This window comes from Paracandidimonas lactea (genome assembly GCF_021653995.1).
In the GTDB taxonomy this organism is placed as follows: domain Bacteria; phylum Pseudomonadota; class Gammaproteobacteria; order Burkholderiales; family Burkholderiaceae_B; genus Allopusillimonas; species Allopusillimonas lactea.
Genome location: NZ_JAJJOZ010000004.1, coordinates 78,446 through 94,905, shown reverse-complemented (window position 1 = coordinate 94,905; position 16,460 = coordinate 78,446). Strand labels below are relative to the sequence as shown.

The 16,460-nt window shown below is 62.7% G+C and carries 11 protein-coding genes and 1 tRNA gene; 11 read left to right on the top strand and 1 reads right to left on the bottom strand.

Going from position 1 to position 16,460, the window contains the following annotated elements; all coding sequences use genetic code 11:
* Nucleotides 1-162 precede the first annotated feature (162 nt).
* On the top strand, nt 163-1,227 hold the full coding sequence (locus LOL23_RS09355; protein WP_160979842.1) for a CobW family GTP-binding protein: 1,065 nt from the start codon (nt 163-165) through the stop codon (nt 1,225-1,227).
* Nucleotides 1,228-2,016: 789 nt separating this feature from the next.
* Here the strand turns inward: LOL23_RS09355 and LOL23_RS09350 are convergent.
* A tRNA-Met gene (locus LOL23_RS09350) sits at nt 2,017-2,093 on the bottom strand.
* Between the two features lie 85 nt (nt 2,094-2,178).
* Between LOL23_RS09350 and scpB the strand changes: the two genes are divergently transcribed.
* From scpB to LOL23_RS09300, 10 genes are all read left to right on the top strand, one after another.
* The gene (scpB, locus tag LOL23_RS09345) at nt 2,179-3,045 is read left to right on the top strand and encodes an SMC-Scp complex subunit ScpB (protein ID WP_160979844.1); all 867 of its coding nucleotides are present in this window, start codon (nt 2,179-2,181) and stop codon (nt 3,043-3,045) included.
* Nucleotides 3,046-3,940: 895 nt separating this feature from the next.
* Complete coding sequence (gene rluB / locus LOL23_RS09340; RefSeq protein WP_439652084.1) at nt 3,941-5,569, top strand: 23S rRNA pseudouridine(2605) synthase RluB; 1,629 nt, start codon at nt 3,941-3,943, stop codon at nt 5,567-5,569.
* Between the two features lie 255 nt (nt 5,570-5,824).
* The gene (locus tag LOL23_RS09335; RefSeq protein WP_237173513.1) at nt 5,825-7,006 is read left to right on the top strand and encodes a cytochrome P450; all 1,182 of its coding nucleotides are present in this window, start codon (nt 5,825-5,827) and stop codon (nt 7,004-7,006) included.
* Between the two features lie 435 nt (nt 7,007-7,441).
* On the top strand, nt 7,442-7,924 hold the full coding sequence (gene rimP, locus LOL23_RS09330; protein WP_160979846.1) for a ribosome maturation factor RimP: 483 nt from the start codon (nt 7,442-7,444) through the stop codon (nt 7,922-7,924).
* Nucleotides 7,921-9,405 carry a transcription termination factor NusA gene (gene nusA, locus LOL23_RS09325; RefSeq protein WP_160979849.1) on the top strand — a complete coding sequence of 495 codons (1,485 nt, stop codon included), beginning with the start codon at nt 7,921-7,923 and terminating at the stop codon, nt 9,403-9,405. The genes rimP and nusA overlap by 4 nt, the downstream gene beginning before the upstream one ends.
* Before the next feature lie 66 nt (nt 9,406-9,471).
* Nucleotides 9,472-12,519, top strand: a complete 3,048-nt coding sequence (gene infB / locus LOL23_RS09320; RefSeq protein WP_237173512.1) for a translation initiation factor IF-2 — start codon at nt 9,472-9,474, stop codon at nt 12,517-12,519.
* A gap of 13 nt (nt 12,520-12,532) precedes the next feature.
* On the top strand, nt 12,533-12,943 hold the full coding sequence (rbfA, locus tag LOL23_RS09315) for a 30S ribosome-binding factor RbfA (protein WP_160979853.1): 411 nt from the start codon (nt 12,533-12,535) through the stop codon (nt 12,941-12,943).
* A 33-nt stretch (nt 12,944-12,976) separates the two neighbouring features.
* A complete protein-coding gene (gene truB / locus LOL23_RS09310; protein WP_160979855.1) occupies nt 12,977-13,738 on the top strand; it encodes a tRNA pseudouridine(55) synthase TruB in 762 nt (253 codons plus the stop codon).
* Complete coding sequence (typA, locus tag LOL23_RS09305) at nt 13,735-15,558, top strand: translational GTPase TypA (RefSeq protein ID WP_160979857.1); 1,824 nt, start codon at nt 13,735-13,737, stop codon at nt 15,556-15,558. Before truB ends, typA begins: the two co-directional genes overlap by 4 nt.
* 390 nt (nt 15,559-15,948) lie before the next feature.
* Nucleotides 15,949-16,401 carry a PaaI family thioesterase gene (locus LOL23_RS09300; RefSeq protein WP_160979859.1) on the top strand — a complete coding sequence of 151 codons (453 nt, stop codon included), beginning with the start codon at nt 15,949-15,951 and terminating at the stop codon, nt 16,399-16,401.
* Nucleotides 16,402-16,460: the final 59 nt, after the last annotated feature.

Here is a 16,460-nt window from a genome sequence, read left to right as displayed (position 1 = left end):
AGCGTGTGTGGAACGAGCGTGTGTGGAACGAGCGTGTGTGGAACGAGCGTGTGTGGAACGAGCGTGTGTGGAACGAGTGTGTGTGGAACGAGTGTGTGTGGAACGAGTGTGTGGGATCGTCGTGTGCGGCCGTCGTGTTTGAGCTGAGCGTGTGAGATGGGTGTGAAGATACCGATTACGGTGATATCCGGTTTTCTAGGCAGTGGCAAAACGACCTTGCTCAACCGGCTCTTGGCGACTGGCTTTGGCGATGCGCCCGAACGTACGCTGGTGCTTGTCAACGAGGTTGGCGCCGTCGGGTTGGATCACGCGCGTGTAAGGCATTTAGAGCATCGCATCGTGCTGATAGAAGGTGGCTGCCTGTGCTGCGCCGTGCGCGGCGAACTCGTGGATGCCCTGCGCGACCTCTTTATGGCCGCGCTGCGGCGTACCATCCCGCCTTTTGCGCGTGTCATCATCGAAACCACCGGCGTGGCCGACCCAGCGCCGGTCATGTACAGCCTGCAGTTCGATGCGTTCTTGCGCGACCGCTATGTCTACGGCGGCTGCGTGACGGTCGTGGATAGTCAGCAGGGGCTGGCCGGTCTTGCCGCACAGCCCGAGGCCCTGCGGCAAGCGGCGCTGGCCGACGCGCTGGTGCTCAGCAAGGCAGACCTGGTCTCGACGGATGATGTGCGGGCGCTGAGGGCGGGGCTCACGCAGCAATATCCCGGCACGCACGTCCTTGAAGGGCGCGATCTGGACGGTGTTCGGGCGTTGCTGAGCGAGCCGCATGCGCTGCGGCGTGCCGGGCGCAGGCCCGATGCACGTCGGCAGCGGGAGGGGCTGTTCGGCGAAGCAGGTGGGGGCGGGCGCCCTGCGGGGCTGCATGGCCCGGCGGTGCAGGCCTTGGTGGTGCGCTGGCAGGCACCGCTGGACCGCACGGCCTTGCTGCGCGCTATCGTGGCGTTGCAGGAAGACGCCGGCGCCAGCCTGTTGCGCATCAAAGGCGAACTATACTTCAAAGACGATGCGCAAGCCTGGGACCTCGACGCCGTACATGGTGTGTGCTATCCACTTGTCGCGCGCCCCGCAGGCGCAGGGGCGCCGGCGTCGGCACTGGTAATTATTTTTCGACATGCAGAGCGGGGTATCCGAGGCCATGGGCCGGATGCGCGTATGGCGGTGGGCGAGGATGCCAGGCTGCGCCAGCGCGTCATGCGCCTGTTGCCGCCGGGGGCGCAATGATTGTCGCCTCTTCGCAACTCGGCGGTAACACCTGTTGCAATAGCCGCATCCTGATGGTGTAATAGAACATATACGCCACAGGACGGGCGCACGGCCAGAAGCCTGGCTGCCCACGCCCACATTGTCTTCTTTACGCATCCTGGCGCCTGCTGGCTTGGCCCCTCGTATTTCAATTGCGGGCTACTGCAATATAAATTGAACAATTTTTGTGCAAGCGCGCTCCGTTGCGCCGCCGTTTTCGCATCCGCGTTTCGGCTTGGCGAGCGAGAAATGCGCATGCGAATTTTCTCTTGATTTGGCTTTCAGCCGCCTTTTCGCAGCTAGCCTCGTCTAGCGCCTGTCATCGGTGGCAGGGCTGGCTGCTGCATACCCGACGGGATTAATGGCACATATTCCGCACATACTCTGTTTGCCGAGAAACACCGTGCAATGCGCACGTTCGCCGTTATGGCCTGGCCGCGCCTTGCGAACCGGCCAGCGTGCAACAACGGACGTAGGCGGTGTAACGGACGCCCGTGGCAGGCAAGCATGGGGCGCATGTATAGCCGTGAGTGCGCGCGGGTTTATGGTTGCCGATAAGAACCCCATGGTGAGCGAGCGCCACGTGGCCAATGCCAGCCGTGTGTCGGGTGCTGCTGTGTCGGGTGCTGCAATTGGCCGTGAAGATCGCCGGGTGTCGTCCGTATCTTGCGGGTCGTTGTGTTTGACCGCATTGGGCGTAGATCGCGCTGCTGCACAAGGCAAAGAAAACGGGCCGGTTTCTTTGCGAAACCGGCCCGTTTGGGGATGTGGTTGCGGGGACAGGATTCGAACCTGTGACCTTCGGGTTATGAGCCCGACGAGCTGCCAGACTGCTCCACCCCGCGTCTGGAGAAGAAGAATATTAACCCAACTTTTTGGTTTGTGCAAGCCAAGCAAAGAAAACGCTGTAAATAAGGCTGAAATTTTTTGATGACGGAAACAGAGATCATCCGAGTGCTGGAAACCGCGCTGTTGTGCGCCGACCAGCCTATGGCGCCAGGCGAGCTGAGTAAGCTGTTTGCGCTTGAAGACCTTACACACGACGAGCTGCGCGGGCACCTGGAAACGCTGCGGCAACAATGGGATGGCCGGGGGCTTGAGCTTGTCGCCCTGGCAGGCGGCTGGCGGTTTCAGAGCAGGCCCGAGATGCAACGCTATCTCGGGCGCCTCAGCCCGGAGAAGCCACCCAAGTATTCGCGTGCGGTGCTTGAAACGCTGGCAATTATCGCCTGGCGCCAGCCTGTCACGCGTGGTGACATCGAAGACATACGCGGCGTGACTGTATCGTCCCAGATCGTGCGTACGCTGGAAGATCGGGGCTGGATCGAGGTGTTGGGTCACCGAGATGCGCCTGGCCGGCCAGCATTGCTTGGCACGACGCGTCAGTTTCTCGATGATCTTGGCCTTAAGGCGCTCGACGATCTGCCGGAACTCGCCACGCATGATGCCGTCGAAGCGCTGGCAGGCCTCGCGCTCGAGGAAGTGCCTGAAGACGAGACAGTGCTTCTGGAGAGCGATGGCGATGGCGGGCCGGGCGAGGGCAATGGTGCCATGCGTGCGGATGCATCGTGCGACGATACCGGCAAGCCGGCTGCACTGGACGCCGGCACACTGAACACGGATACGGAAGATTCGGCCGCGCTGGACGCGGGCTCACTGAACACGGATATGGGCGGGGAAAGCTCGTCTGATGCCGGTACGCCACGCGTATCAACTGACACAATCAATGATGATACGGGCGCGCTGGCCATGCCCCAAGAAGATATAAATACGGAGTACCTAAAACAAAATGACTGAATCCAACGAGCAATACGACCTGCCTCTGATTGACCGACCCGCTGAGAGCGGAGTCGATGCGGCCACTGGGTCCCGGCCTGCCGCACGTGGCAGGCGCAAGAAGACGGATGATGTCGTGACGGCCGCTGCTGTCGCGGAATCGGCGCCTGAGGCCGCAGCACCGCGTCGGCGCGTGAAAAAAGCTGCCGACGCAGATGCGCCGGCGCCGACATCCCGTGCGCGTCGCGGTGCTGCGACAACGGCCAATGCAAGTCAGGATGGTGTGGCGCTGAAACGCCCGCGCCGTACGGCGGGTGCCTCTGCTGCCGCCGCTGGCGTAGCAGCCGCAGAAGCTGACGCGTTCACGCCAACCGGTGCTGTCGCGGAAGTTGCGGCTGCGGCAGGCGGGGCTGGCGATGTGGCCCTGGCTGCTGACACAGCGGCACCAGCGCGTCGCACCCGGGCCAAAGCTGCCTCTGCGCAGATAGCTGGCGAAGCGCCTGCCGCCGCCAAGCCGCGCGCGCGGCGCAAGACGGCTGTGGCTGACGCGGTGGCGGAAGCGGCGGTTGTTGGCGATGATGCCGGCCGCGCTACCCCTGTGGTTCCCGCTGCGTCCGTGGCAACCAAGCCTGAGCGCAAACGCGCGGTGCGTCGCACCGGCAAGGCATCGGCCGAGACACGATCCGAAGATATGGCCGCAGGCGGCGCATCGGTGGCAGCCGAGGCGCTGACGCCGGCTGCTATGCCAGCCGAGGCCTCATTCTCTTTCGCGGCCGCGGCTGCAAGGCCGGTATCGGAGGCGTCCGCAGTTGTTTCGGATCGAGTATCGGATGCCGCGCGGGAATCCGGCGCGGCATACGTTGATAGCCGCGTGTCGCGGGGCGCGCCTGAAGACGCCGCGTCGGCTGATGCTGGCGTGGGTGCTTTGGGTGCGGAGGGCCGCAATGTTGGCGGCGAGCGCCCCGGTGGCCAGCAGGGCCGTACGCGTAAGCTGCGCACGCCGTTCCGCCGCCGTCGCGGCGACGCCGCCGAGGCGCGCGGCGCCGAGGCGGGTGATGCGGCCAATGCCGCCCAGACGCAAGAAGGCACGCCCAAGCCTAGCCCGCAAGGCCGCGCGGATGCCGCTGCGCGTAGTGACGCCGGCCCGGCCAAGAACGGCCGTGGGCGCAACCGCAACGGGCGCCGCGGGGAGAGCGCCGAAAATGAAAAAGACGCCGATATGGCATTGTCTTACCTGGAGCGCACAGCCCGCATGACACAACGACTCGACAAATACCTGCATAGCGACGTGCTGCAGCCCAAACTGCACAAGGTGCTCGCAGAAGCTGGCATTGGCTCGCGCCGCGAGATGGAAGAGCTCATTATTGCTGGTCGCGTTTCGGTCAATGGCGAGCCGGCGCACATCGGCCAGCGGGTCGGGCCCAATGATCAAGTGCGCGTCAATGGCCGCCTGATCGTGCGCGCCTCTGGCAAAAAGCCGCCGCGTGTCATTCTGTACCATAAGCCCGCGGGCGAAATCGTCAGCCATGATGATCCTGAGGGCCGCGCCAATGTGTTTGCACGACTGCCCAAAATGAAGTCGGGCAAGTGGCTGTCGGTGGGGCGGCTTGACCTCAATACCGAGGGGCTGCTTATTCTCACGACATCAGGTGATCTGGCCAACCGGCTCATGCATCCGCGGTACGGCGCCGAGCGCGAGTATGCCGTGCGTGTGCTGGGCGAATTGGGCGACGAGCAGAAAGCCAGTCTTCTCAAAGGGGTACAGCTCGACGATGGTCTGGCCAGTTTCGGTGTGCTGGAGTACATCGGTGGCGAGGGTAGCAACCGCTGGTATCGCGTCACCCTGAAAGAAGGCCGCAACCGCGAGGTGCGCCGTATGTTCGAGGCGGCGGGTGTCACGGTAAGCCGATTGATCCGAACACGGTTCGGCGATGTGGTGCTGCCGCGCAATCTCCGACGTGGCCGCTGGGAAGAATTGGACGGCAATCTGGTGAGCGCATTGATGGTGCAACTGGGCCTGATCCGCGACGAGGACACTGAAGGGGTGCGTGGCCAGCGCGAGCGCCAGCCGCTGTCGCATGACAGCGCCTTGCCACCCGGCTTCGGCACGCTCGAGCGCAATGGCATGAATGGTGCCAAGATCAGTCGGCGGGGCAAGCTTTCCGGCGGCCGCAAGGTTGCGGGCGCGGCCCGTGAGGCTTATCCCTCCGATCCCTACGGTACCGGGCTGATGTTCAGTGGCGGGCTGCCGAATGGCCACCCCCTGGAAGGTGGGCGTGGCAAAGGCGGGCATAAGGGGCAGGGCGGTCAGGGGGCGGCAGGGGGCGAGCAGCGTCGTCGCGGCCCGAGCCAGCGCCCGACCGCGGGCAAAGGCCCCAAGAACGAAGGCAAAGGTTACGGCGCCAAGGGCGGCCAGAAGGGCAAAAGCAAAGACGGCGGCAACAAGGGCGGCCAGCGGAGCCGTACGCAGCGTGGGGACGATTGGCAGCCGCGCAGTGCCTCAGCCCACGAATCCCATCTAGGCAAGCTGGGTCGCGGACGCTGATTTGTCTCGCGTGTTTCCCGCGTTGTTGCGGCCGAAGCCGGATATGAAAAGCCGGTGCGCAGTCGCCACCCGCGGGAGCAAAATACCCGCTGCCGGGCATCGGCAGCCGGTGGCGGGTAGCGTTGCCCCCGAGGTTGTCGTGCCTGCATGGGCATGAATGCTTGATCTTTGTCATTGAAATCACCGTGCTTGCGCGCGGACAATAATGGACTGTGCGCGCTCGACAAGGTATGCGAGGCGTAGGCGCGCGCATGCATGATTCTCAAGGATGAAACATTCTCTATGTATTGCGACAAGCCCCAGGCAGACTGGGATCCCCGCTCCCCCGATGTGCTCGACGACCAGATTGCGGCCTATGACGACATGCGGCGGCGCTGCCCGATTGCGCACAGTGATTACCTGGGCTGGTCGCTGTTCCGGCACGCCGATGTCGTGCGCGTGCTCAACGACCACGATACCTTCAGTAACCAGGTTTCGCGCCACGTGTCAGTGCCAAACGGCATGGACCCGCCCCTGCATACGGCTTTTCGGGCGCTGATCGAACCCTACCTGAGCGCGGCGCACGTCCAGGCGTTCGAGCCGGCATGCCGCGCAATTGCCGGCCAGTTGGTTGGCGCTTTGCCGCGCAACGGCGAGGCAGACATCATGGAGGCTCTGGCGCGCCCCTACGCGGTGATTACGCAGGGTACTTATATGGGGTGGCCCGAAAGCGTGCATCAGCCATTGCTCGATTGGGTGCACCGCCAGCAGGCGGCAACACTGGCGGGTGATCGCGCGGCGCTGGCGGCCTGTGCTTATGCCTTCGACGACGGTATACGTGCGCTGCTCGAAGCGCGCCGATCTTCTGGCGACGCTGTGCCGGACGATCTCACGACGCAGCTGATGAATGAAACGGTGGACGGCCGTCCCATCACAGACGAAGAGGTGATCAGCATATTGCGCAATTGGACGGTCGGCGAATTGGGCACGATGGCTGCGTCCGTGGGTATCGTGGTGCAGTTCCTGGCCGAGCGCCAGGATGTGCAGGACATGCTGCGTGCCGATCCCTCCAGGTTGGTGGCGGCCATCGACGAGATCCTGCGCATTCATGCGCCGTTGATCGCAAACCGCCGTACGGTTACCCAGCCTGTCGATATCGGCGGCCAGGCCCTGCGGCAGGGCGATCGGCTAACCATTCTATGGGCTTCCGCCAATCGCGACGAAGCAGTGTTCGGCGATCCGGACGAATTCAGGCTCGATCGCGACCCGGCGCTCAACCTGCTCTACGGCGCCGGCATTCATGTATGCCCAGGTGCGGCACTGGCCCGCCTCGAGCTGCGTGTGCTCATTGAGGTACTGCTGGCGCGCGAAGCGCGGATTTACCCAGTTGAGGAGGGCGCCCGGCAAGCTTGTTATCCCGCCAGCGGGTATACGATGCTGCCGGTACGCTTCGGATAGCGTCAGTCAGGCGTATTTCGCCTGGGATGGGGTGGCTTGGTGTTGCGTCAATGCTGTTGGGTGCGGAGGCACCACGCCGCGCCTGCGCATCGCATTGCGCAGGGCACCGTCCTGCTTCACCTGGCAAGGTGTGGCGCGCCACCGGCGGCCTGCGGGCCGCCATGCGCATGGCGATTGTTGCTTTTCTCGTGTAAGGCCCGGACTCTACAGGAAAATTTTAATTTTTCTGTTAGAATGTAGGGCTTTACAGCTATATTGTTTTCGTCATGCGGTAACCTTGACTTGGCAATACTAGCGGCACATTTTCGAATGCGTCTTTGTGGCGACGGTAAGTCGAGGCTCCGTGCATGGCAGCATGCGGGGCACGAACGAGCCGTATGCGGCAAAGAGCGACAACAGTGGGCTGGGGCGTACAGCCCATTTTTTTTGGATTTTATGGCGGATATCTTTGCTTTGACACAAGAAGCGCTGGCTGGCACAGACATCGAGCTGGTCGACGTCGAGCGCGCGCCGCTGGGGCTGTTGCGTGTCACCATCGACCGGCCCGACGGCGTGCGCATTGAAGACTGTGAGTACGTCTCGCGGCAGCTTTCGCGCGTCTTCGAGGTCGAGAACATCGATTACAAGCGACTGGAGGTTGGCTCGCCCGGTACCGATCGGCCGCTCAAGCGGCTTGCCGACTTCATCCGGTTCTCCGGTGAGCGCGTCGAGGTGCGGCTGCGCAATCCGATCGATAATCGCAAGGTGTTCGTCGGCGTTCTGCGCGCGCCCGAAGGCGCGGACGCGGCGGCATCGCCTACGTTCAGCCTCGAGCTCGAAGAGGCCAAGGGCGCACCCGCGTCAATTGCGTTCACCTTTGAAGAGGTCGATCGCGCCAAACTGGATCCCATTCTCGATTTCAAGGGTAGAAAGCGATGAGTCGCGAAATTCTTTTGCTGGTTGACGCCCTGGCGCGTGAAAAAAACGTCGAGCGCGAAGTCGTGTTCGGCGCGCTGGAAAGCGCCTTGGCATCCGCCATGAAAAAGCGCTTCAAAGAAGACGCTGACATCCGAGTCACCATCGATCGCAACACTGGCGAACATGAAGGTTATCGCCGCTGGCTGGTGGTGCCCGACGATGCGGGCCTGCAGGAACCCGACCAGCAGGAGCTGTATTCCGAGGCCCAGGAAATCATTCCCGGCATAGAGGTGGGCGAATACATCGAAGAGCCGCTCGAGCCGGAAGAATTCGGCCGCATCGGCGCGCAGGCGGCCAAGCAGGCCATTCTGCAGAAAATCCGCGATGCTGAGCGCGAACAAGTGCTCAACGACTTCCTCGAGCGTGGCGAAAACATCGTGTCCGGTTCCGTCAAGCGCATGGATAAAGGCGATGCCATCATCGAAACCGGGAAGATCGAGGCCCGGCTGCCGCGCAGCGAGATGATCCCCAAAGAAAACATCCGGGTGGGTGATCGCGTGCGCGCCTGGGTGCTCAAGGTGGATCGCGCCGCGCGTGGTCAGCAGGTGATCCTGTCGCGCACCGCGCCCGATTTCATCCGCCAATTGTTCGAGAACGAGGTTCCCGAGATCGAGCAAGGCCTGCTCGAGATCAAGGCAGCCGCCCGTGATCCCGGCGTGCGCGCCAAGATCGCCGTGGTGGCCTACGACAAGCGCATCGACCCTATCGGCACGTGCGTTGGCATGCGCGGTTCACGCGTCACCGCTGTGCGCAATGAGTTGGGTGGCGAGCAGGTCGATATCGTACTGTGGGCAGAAGACCCGGCCGAATTCGTCATCGGCGCGCTGGCGCCGGCCAACGTTGAGTCCATCGTGGTTGACGAAGACAGGCACGCCATGGATGTCGTCGTCGATGCCGAGAACCTGCCCAAGGCCATCGGTGCGCGCGGGCAGAACGTGCGCCTGGCATCCGAACTCACCGGCTGGCAGATCAATATCATGACGCCGGAAGAGAACCAGAACCGCCAGGAAGAAGAGCGCGCCGAACTGCGCCAGACCTTCATCACGCGGCTGGATGTCGACGAGGAAGTGGCCGATATTCTCATCGATGAGGGCTTTACCGGCATTGAGGAAATCGCCTACGTGCCGATGCAGGAATTGCTCGAGATCGAGGCCTTCGATGAAGACACGATCAACGAGTTGCGCACCCGCGCCCGCAACGCGCTGCTCACCGAAGCCATTGCCCAGGAAGAGCGCGCTCAGTCCGTCGCCAAAGACCTGCTCGAGATTGAAGGCATGACGCCCGAGCTGGTATCCAAGTTGGCCGAAAATGAAGTGCTCACGCTGGATGATCTGGCCGAGCTGGCAACCGATGAACTGGCCGAGATCAGCGGCCTGTCGGAAGAAGAGGCCAGCCAGATGATCATGCGCGCGCGTGCCCACTGGTTTGACGACGAGGCCTGACGCATATGCTTATATGAGTCAGGATGTGTTTAACGATAAGTAGCTGAAAAAGCAAGAGAGAGTCGAATGTCAAGTAACACCGTCGCCCAGTTCGCCGTTGAACTGAAAATGCCTGCGGACGCGCTGCTGGAGCAGCTGCGTGGCGCTGGCGTTGAACTCAGGTCGGTCGACGACGTCGTCACCGATGCGGACAAGGCGAAACTACTTGATTCGTTGCGCCGCGCGCATGGTGGGAACGAGGGCAAGAAGATCACCCTGACCCGCAAACAGACCTCCGAGATCCGGCAGGCCGATGGGTCGGGCCGTTCCCGCACGATCCAGGTCGAGGTGCGCAAGAAGCGTGTGTTCGTGAAGCGCGATCCGGTCGAACTGGCTGCCGAAGCCAGGGCTCAGGCCGAAGCCCGCGCACAGGCCGAGGCGCCGGCGGCTGCCAGCATGCCTGAGCCTATGCCCGCATCGCAGGCTGAAGCGCCGGAAACGGTTGCGCCCGAGGCGCCTGTCAAGGCGGCGGAGGCTGCACCCGTGCAAGAGATCCAGGCAGCGGCCGAACCCGCAGTGACGCAGCCCGAACCCGAGCCTGCCGCGCCTGCACATGCCGAGCCAGCGCCTGTTGCATCCGAGCCGGCTCAGACGCCTCTGGCCGAGACGCTAGCGCCGTCGGCCAGCGAGGTCGCACAGTCGGCGCAGGCCGCTGAAGCGGCGCCCGCAGCGCCCGAAGCACCGCCGTCTCAAGCTGAAACGACAGCACCTGCCATCGGGGCTGAAGCGCCCGCGCAAGCTGCGCCCGCCAAGGCTGAGCCTGAGGTTCCCGTGTCCGCTCAATCTGCTGCCGCACAGCCCGAAGCCGCGTCCGAAGCCGATGAACGTCCTGCACCGGGTCGCACAGAAAATCGTGCCGTCAAGGCGCCTGTGCGCAGTGCAACCGCACCGCGCCGCGCGGCGCCCGCAGAAGCGCCCAAGGCCGCCGACGGTGATCGCGAGCGCGCTCGCCGCGCCGCCGAGGCCGAAGCGGCTGCGCTGCGCGAAATGCTGCAGCGTCCGCGCAAGGTGCTGAAGGCGCCCGAGCCCGAACAGCAAGGTATTTCGGGCACGCTGCACAAGCCAGCCGGCGCCAAGGGCAAGAAAGAAACCAAGGCCGGCGGTGAGGTCAAGAAAACCATCAAGGTCGCCGAGGTTTCCTCGTCCTGGTCCGATGACGCTGGCCGCAAGAAGCCGGCGGCGCGTCCCGACGCCGCACCCGCGGCGCCCAGCCGTGACGGCTGGCGTGCCGGCGGCAAAGCAGGCAAGGGCGCCAAGGGCGCCAAGGGCGGCCGTGGTCGCAATGCCCAGCCCGAGCGCAAAGAGCCGCAACAGGCCGAGTTCATCTCGCGCGAGGTACACGTGCCCGAAACGATTTCCGTGGCTGATCTGGCTCACAAGATGTCCATCAAGGCATCCGAGGTCATCAAGCATCTGATGAAGCTCGGCCAGATGGTCACCATCAACCAGGTGCTGGACCAGGAAACCGCCATGATCGTGGTCGAAGAACTGGGTCACGCTGCCATTGCGGCCAAGCTGGACGATCCCGAAGCGTTCCTCGATACGGTTGAAGGTTCCGAGGCCGAATCCTTGCCGCGCGCGCCGGTCGTCACGGTCATGGGCCACGTCGATCACGGCAAGACTTCGCTGCTCGACTATATCCGCCGCACCAAGGTTGCCTCCGGCGAAGCAGGCGGCATCACGCAGCATATCGGCGCCTATAACGTCAAGACCGACCGCGGCATGGTCACCTTCCTGGATACCCCGGGCCACGAGGCGTTTACCGCTATGCGTGCGCGTGGTACCAAGGCGACCGATATTGTCATTCTCGTGGTGGCCTCCGATGACGGCGTTATGCCGCAAACCAAGGAAGCCATCCACCACGCCAAGGCAGCCAATGTGCCCCTGGTGGTGGCGATCACCAAGATCGACAAGCCCGATGGCAACCCCGAACGCGTCAAGCAAGAGTTGGTCGCCGAACAGGTAGTGCCGGAAGAATACGGTGGCGATGTGCCGTTCATTGGTGTGTCTGCCAAGACCGGCCAGGGTATTGATGATCTGCTCGAGAACGTGCTGCTGCAGGCCGAAATCCTCGAACTGAAGGCGCCTGTCGACGCGCCAGCCAAGGGTATCGTGATCGAAGCGCGTCTGGACAAGGGCCGTGGCCCGGTGGCCACCGTGCTGGTGCAAAGCGGTACGCTCAATCGCGGCGATGCGCTGCTCGCAGGCGCCAGCTACGGCCGCGTGCGCGCCATGTTGAATGAAAACGGCAAGCCGCTTGCCTCTGCAGGCCCATCGATACCTGTCGAGATCCAAGGCCTTACAGAGGTGCCGGCGGCGGGCGACGAGGTCATTGCCATGGTCGACGAACGGAAGGCGCGCGAAATCGCCTTGTTCCGCCAAGGCAAGTTCCGCGACGTCAAGCTCGCCAAGCAGCAGGCCGCCAAGCTTGAGTCCATGTTCGAGAACATCGGCGAAGGCACGCAGACGCTGGCACTTATCATCAAGACTGACGTGCAGGGCTCGCAGGAAGCGCTGGTGTCTTCGCTGGTCAAGCTGTCCACCGACGAGGTGCGTGTGCAAGTGGTCCACGCCGCCGTAGGTGGCATCTCCGAGAGCGACGTCAACCTGGCGATTGCCTCGCATGCGGTGGTGATTGGTTTTAATGTTCGCGCCGAGCAAAGCGCCAAGAAGCTGGCCGAGCACAACGGCATCGACCTGCGGTACTACAATATCATTTACGACGCTGTGGATGATGTACGCAATGCCCTGTCCGGCATGCTCGCGCCCGAGAAGCGCGAAGAGGTCATCGGCATGGCCGAGATCCGCGAGGTGTTCCATGTGTCGCGCATCGGCAATATCGCTGGCTGCATGGTCACGGATGGTTTCGTGCGACGCGATGCCCAGGTTCGCCTGCTGCGCAATCATGTGGTGCAATGGACGGGCTCGCTCGAATCCCTTCGCCGTTTCAAGGACGATGTCAAAGAAGTCAAGTCGGGCTTCGACTGCGGTATCACCCTCAAGGGTTATAACGAAATCGAAATCGGCGATCAGCTCGAGTTCTTTGAAATCAAAGAGATTGCCCGCACTCTGTAAGCGGTAAGCGATTATGGGCCGACACAAATCCAAACCTAATCCGGGGCGCAACACCAGGCTGGCCGACCAGATCCAGAAGGATCTGGCTGGGCTGATCCAGCGCGAGATCGACGTCTCGCGCGCCGGCCTGGTCACGCTCACCAGCGTCGACCTGTCGGCGGACTACGCCCATGCCAAGGTGTACTTCACCGTCATCGGCGGTACCCCGGAGGCCGCCACAGCCGCGCTGAACGAAAAAGCCGGGTGGCTGCATTCGCTGTTGTTCAAGCTGCTTCACATCCACACCGTACCAACTCTGCGTTTCGTCCACGACGATGCTCTCGCACGCGGTATCGAGCTCTCGCAGCTCATCGACCGCGCCAATCGCCCGGATCCCGGCGTCTTCAAACCCTCGGAACCCGAGGACCCCGACGAACAGCCCTGAAGGGCTGTCGTTTTTATCTGGACTTCAAGAACGATGGCTTCCCGACGCGGGCAGATGCTCGACGGTGTCCTGTTGCTGGACAAACCCGAGGGCCTGTCCAGCAACCACGCCCTGCAGCGCGCCAAGCGCACCCTTGATGCCCGCAAGGCCGGGCACACGGGTACGCTCGACCCCTTCGCAACCGGCCTGCTTATCTGCTGCCTGGGCAAGGCCACCAAAATTTGCGGCCGCTTGCTCGATGCCGACAAGGGCTACGTGGCCACGCTGCGCTTTGGCGAAGAAACGGATTCTGGCGACTTGACAGGCAATATTGTGGCGCGCGCCGATGCAAGCTTCAGAGGGGTGGCGCGCGACGCACTCGAGCAGGCGCTGGAAGGCTTTCGCGGCGAGATTTCGCAGATCCCGCCCATGTACTCGGCGCTCAAGCGCGACGGCAAACCGCTGTATGAGTATGCGCGACAAGGCATCGAGCTCGAACGCCCGGCGCGCCAGATCACCATACACCACTTGGATTTGCTGAGCCTGAGCGACGACGGTCTCGAAGCCGACATCGCCGTGCAATGCAGCAAAGGTACTTATATACGCACCCTGGCGCAGGACATCGGCCGGGCATTGGGCTGCATGGCGCATCTGCAGCGCCTGCGGCGCACACAGGCCGGCCCTTTCCGCATCGACGATGCGATCGGCCTGGAGGCATTGCAGGGGCTGCCCGATCCCAAAGTGGCGCTGATCCCACTGAATGCGTTGCCCGCCGGCCTGCTGCCGGAAACTGATCAACAAAAGGATGAACTATGAATCGCGCTTTGCGCAATGTGGCGATCATCGCCCACGTCGACCACGGCAAGACTACGTTGGTGGACCAGTTGCTGCGTCAGTCCGGCACGTTCCGCGACAACCAGCAGATTTCCGAACGGGTCATGGATTCCGGGGATATCGAGAAAGAACGCGGCATCACGATTCTGGCCAAGAACTGTGCCGTTGAATACGAAGGTACGCACATCAACATCATTGACACGCCGGGGCACGCCGATTTCGGCGGCGAAGTCGAGCGGGTGCTGTCCATGGTGGACGGTGTGGTGCTGCTGGTGGACGCGGTCGAAGGGCCTATGCCTCAGACACGTTTCGTCACCAGGAAGGCGCTCGCGCTTGGCTTGAAGCCTATTGTGCTGGTCAATAAAATCGACCGCCACGGCGCTCGCCCCGACTACGTCATCAACGCCACTTTCGATTTGTTCGACAAGCTGGGTGCGACGGAAGAGCAACTCGACTTTCCGGTGATCTACGCGTCCGGGCTGGCTGGCTATGCGGGCCTGACCGATGATGTGCGTTCAGGCGATATGCGTCCGCTGTTCGAGGCCATTCTAAAGCACGTGCCGCAGCGCGAAGACGATCCCAATGGCCCGCTGCAGATGCAGATCATCTCGCTGGACTACAGCAGCTATGTGGGCAAGATCGGCGTCGGCCGCATCAACCGCGGCCGACTGCGCGCCGGGCAGGACGTGGTCGTCAAATTTGGCCCCGAGGGTGCGCCCATCAAGGGCCGTGTCAATCAGGTGCTGCAGTTCCATGGCCTGGATCGCGTACTGGTCGATGAGGCGGAGGCCGGCGACATCGTACTCATCAACGGCATCGAAGAAATCGGCATCGGCTGCACGGTCATGGATCCGGCCCAGCCCGAGGCCTTGCCGCTGCTGCGCATCGATGAGCCCACGCTGACGATGAACTTCATGGTTAACACCTCGCCGCTGGCCGGCCGCGAAGGCAAGTTCGTCACCAGCCGCCAACTGCGCGACCGCCTTGAGCGCGAACTCAAGTCCAATGTTGCGCTGCGCGTCAAGGATACCGATGACGATACCGTTTTCGAAGTTAGCGGCCGGGGCGAATTGCACCTGACGATTCTGGTCGAGAACATGCGTCGCGAAGGCTACGAAATGGCCGTGTCGCGCCCGCGCGTGGTGTTCAAGGAAGAAAACGGCGTGCGGCTGGAGCCCTACGAACTGCTGACGGTGGACGTTGAAGAATCTCATCAGGGCGGCGTGATGGAAGAGCTGGGCCGCCGCAAGGGTGATCTGCAGGACATGCAGCCTGACGGCCGCGGCCGTGTGCGCCTTGAGTACCGCATTCCCGCGCGGGGCTTGATCGGCTTTCAGAGCGAATTCATGACGCTGACGCGCGGCACGGGCTTGATGAGCCACATTTTCGACGATTACGCACCGATGCGCGAAGGTGGCGTGGGCGAGCGTCGCAACGGTGTGCTGATCAGCCAGGACGAAGGCGGCGCCGTGGCCTATGCCTTGTGGAAGCTGCAGGATCGCGGTCGCATGTTCGTGTCGCCGCAGGATGCTCTGTATGAAGGCATGATCATCGGCATTCACAGCCGCGACAACGATCTGGTCGTCAATCCCATCAAAGAAAAGAAGCTCACCAACGTGCGTGCCTCGGGCAAGGACGAGCACATCGACCTGGTGCCGCCCATCCAACTTACGCTTGAATATGCGGTCGAGTTCATCAACGATGATGAACTGGTCGAAGTCACGCCCAAGTCGATCCGCCTGCGCAAGCGCTACCTGCAAGAGCACGAGCGTCGCCGCATGGCGCGCGAAGGCGCGGTCTGAGCGCGCATATGCCGGCCCGCGCCCTGCATTCAAGGCGCCGGGGCATGGCAAGATAAAAACCGGCTCGCCGACTGAACCCGGCTGAAATGCACCCCAAAAGTTGGACACCGATCCAACCTTTGGGGTGTTTTTCATGACGAAGTACGATCAACAGTTCAAACTGTCCGTCGTGCGACGCCTCGAATCGAGGAAGCATGGCTATCAATCTGCGTCGCCGCCTCGTCCCCGCACACGGTAGCACTCGACGATCACAAGACTTGTCTCTTCGCCGCCCAAGAGGCAGTATTGCCGGATTACACTGGGACGCGCATTGTTTTCCGGCGTGGGGTCTTGCCGTAGACGATGGCAGGCAATGCACGCGATAAATGACAACAATTTGGAGATCGACGCATGGAAACCACCTGGCAGCGGATTACCGCCAGCTTTGGCGCACAGGGCTTGATGGAAACGTTCGGCGCGCAGTTAGTGCTGGTGGAGAACGGCGAGGTGCATATTGCCGTGCCGTTTTCTCGCCATATTGCGCAGCAGCACGGGTTTTTGCACGGTGGCGCAGTGGCGGGGTTGGTGGATACGGCCTGCGGCTACGCGGCCTTGACGCAGGCGCCGCCGGAGTGCGAGGTGGTGACCGCCGAATTCAAGATCAATATGTTGCGCCCGGCCGTTGGCGAGCGTTTCCTGGCGGTAGGAAAGGTGCACAACGCGGGCAGGACGCTTGCGGTGTGCACGGGTGAAATCCGCGCGTACGTGGGCGAGGGCGACGCATATAAGGTGGCTGCGCTGATGCAGGCTACGATGGCGTTTGTACAGCACAAGGCTGTTCAGGTAGAACGCGGCGCCTGCTGATCGCCAAGGGCGAACATTGTCAGCGCAAGAAGGCAACGAGCGGCCCGGCGACGACTTCG

What these genes read in the sequence shown, in the direction of transcription:
- typA (WP_160979857.1), top strand. Translation starts at nt 13,735, where the DNA reads ATGAATCGCGCTTTGCGCAATGTGGCGATCATCGCCCACGTCGACCAC.
- rimP (WP_160979846.1), top strand. Translation starts at nt 7,442, where the DNA reads ATGGCGGATATCTTTGCTTTGACACAAGAAGCGCTGGCTGGCACAGAC.
- rbfA (WP_160979853.1), top strand. Translation starts at nt 12,533, where the DNA reads ATGGGCCGACACAAATCCAAACCTAATCCGGGGCGCAACACCAGGCTG.
- nusA (WP_160979849.1), top strand. Translation starts at nt 7,921, where the DNA reads ATGAGTCGCGAAATTCTTTTGCTGGTTGACGCCCTGGCGCGTGAAAAA.
- truB (WP_160979855.1), top strand. Translation starts at nt 12,977, where the DNA reads ATGGCTTCCCGACGCGGGCAGATGCTCGACGGTGTCCTGTTGCTGGAC.
- LOL23_RS09300 (WP_160979859.1), top strand. Translation starts at nt 15,949, where the DNA reads ATGGAAACCACCTGGCAGCGGATTACCGCCAGCTTTGGCGCACAGGGC.
- LOL23_RS09335 (WP_237173513.1), top strand. Translation starts at nt 5,825, where the DNA reads ATGATTCTCAAGGATGAAACATTCTCTATGTATTGCGACAAGCCCCAG.
- scpB (WP_160979844.1), top strand. Translation starts at nt 2,179, where the DNA reads ATGACGGAAACAGAGATCATCCGAGTGCTGGAAACCGCGCTGTTGTGC.
- infB (WP_237173512.1), top strand. Translation starts at nt 9,472, where the DNA reads ATGTCAAGTAACACCGTCGCCCAGTTCGCCGTTGAACTGAAAATGCCT.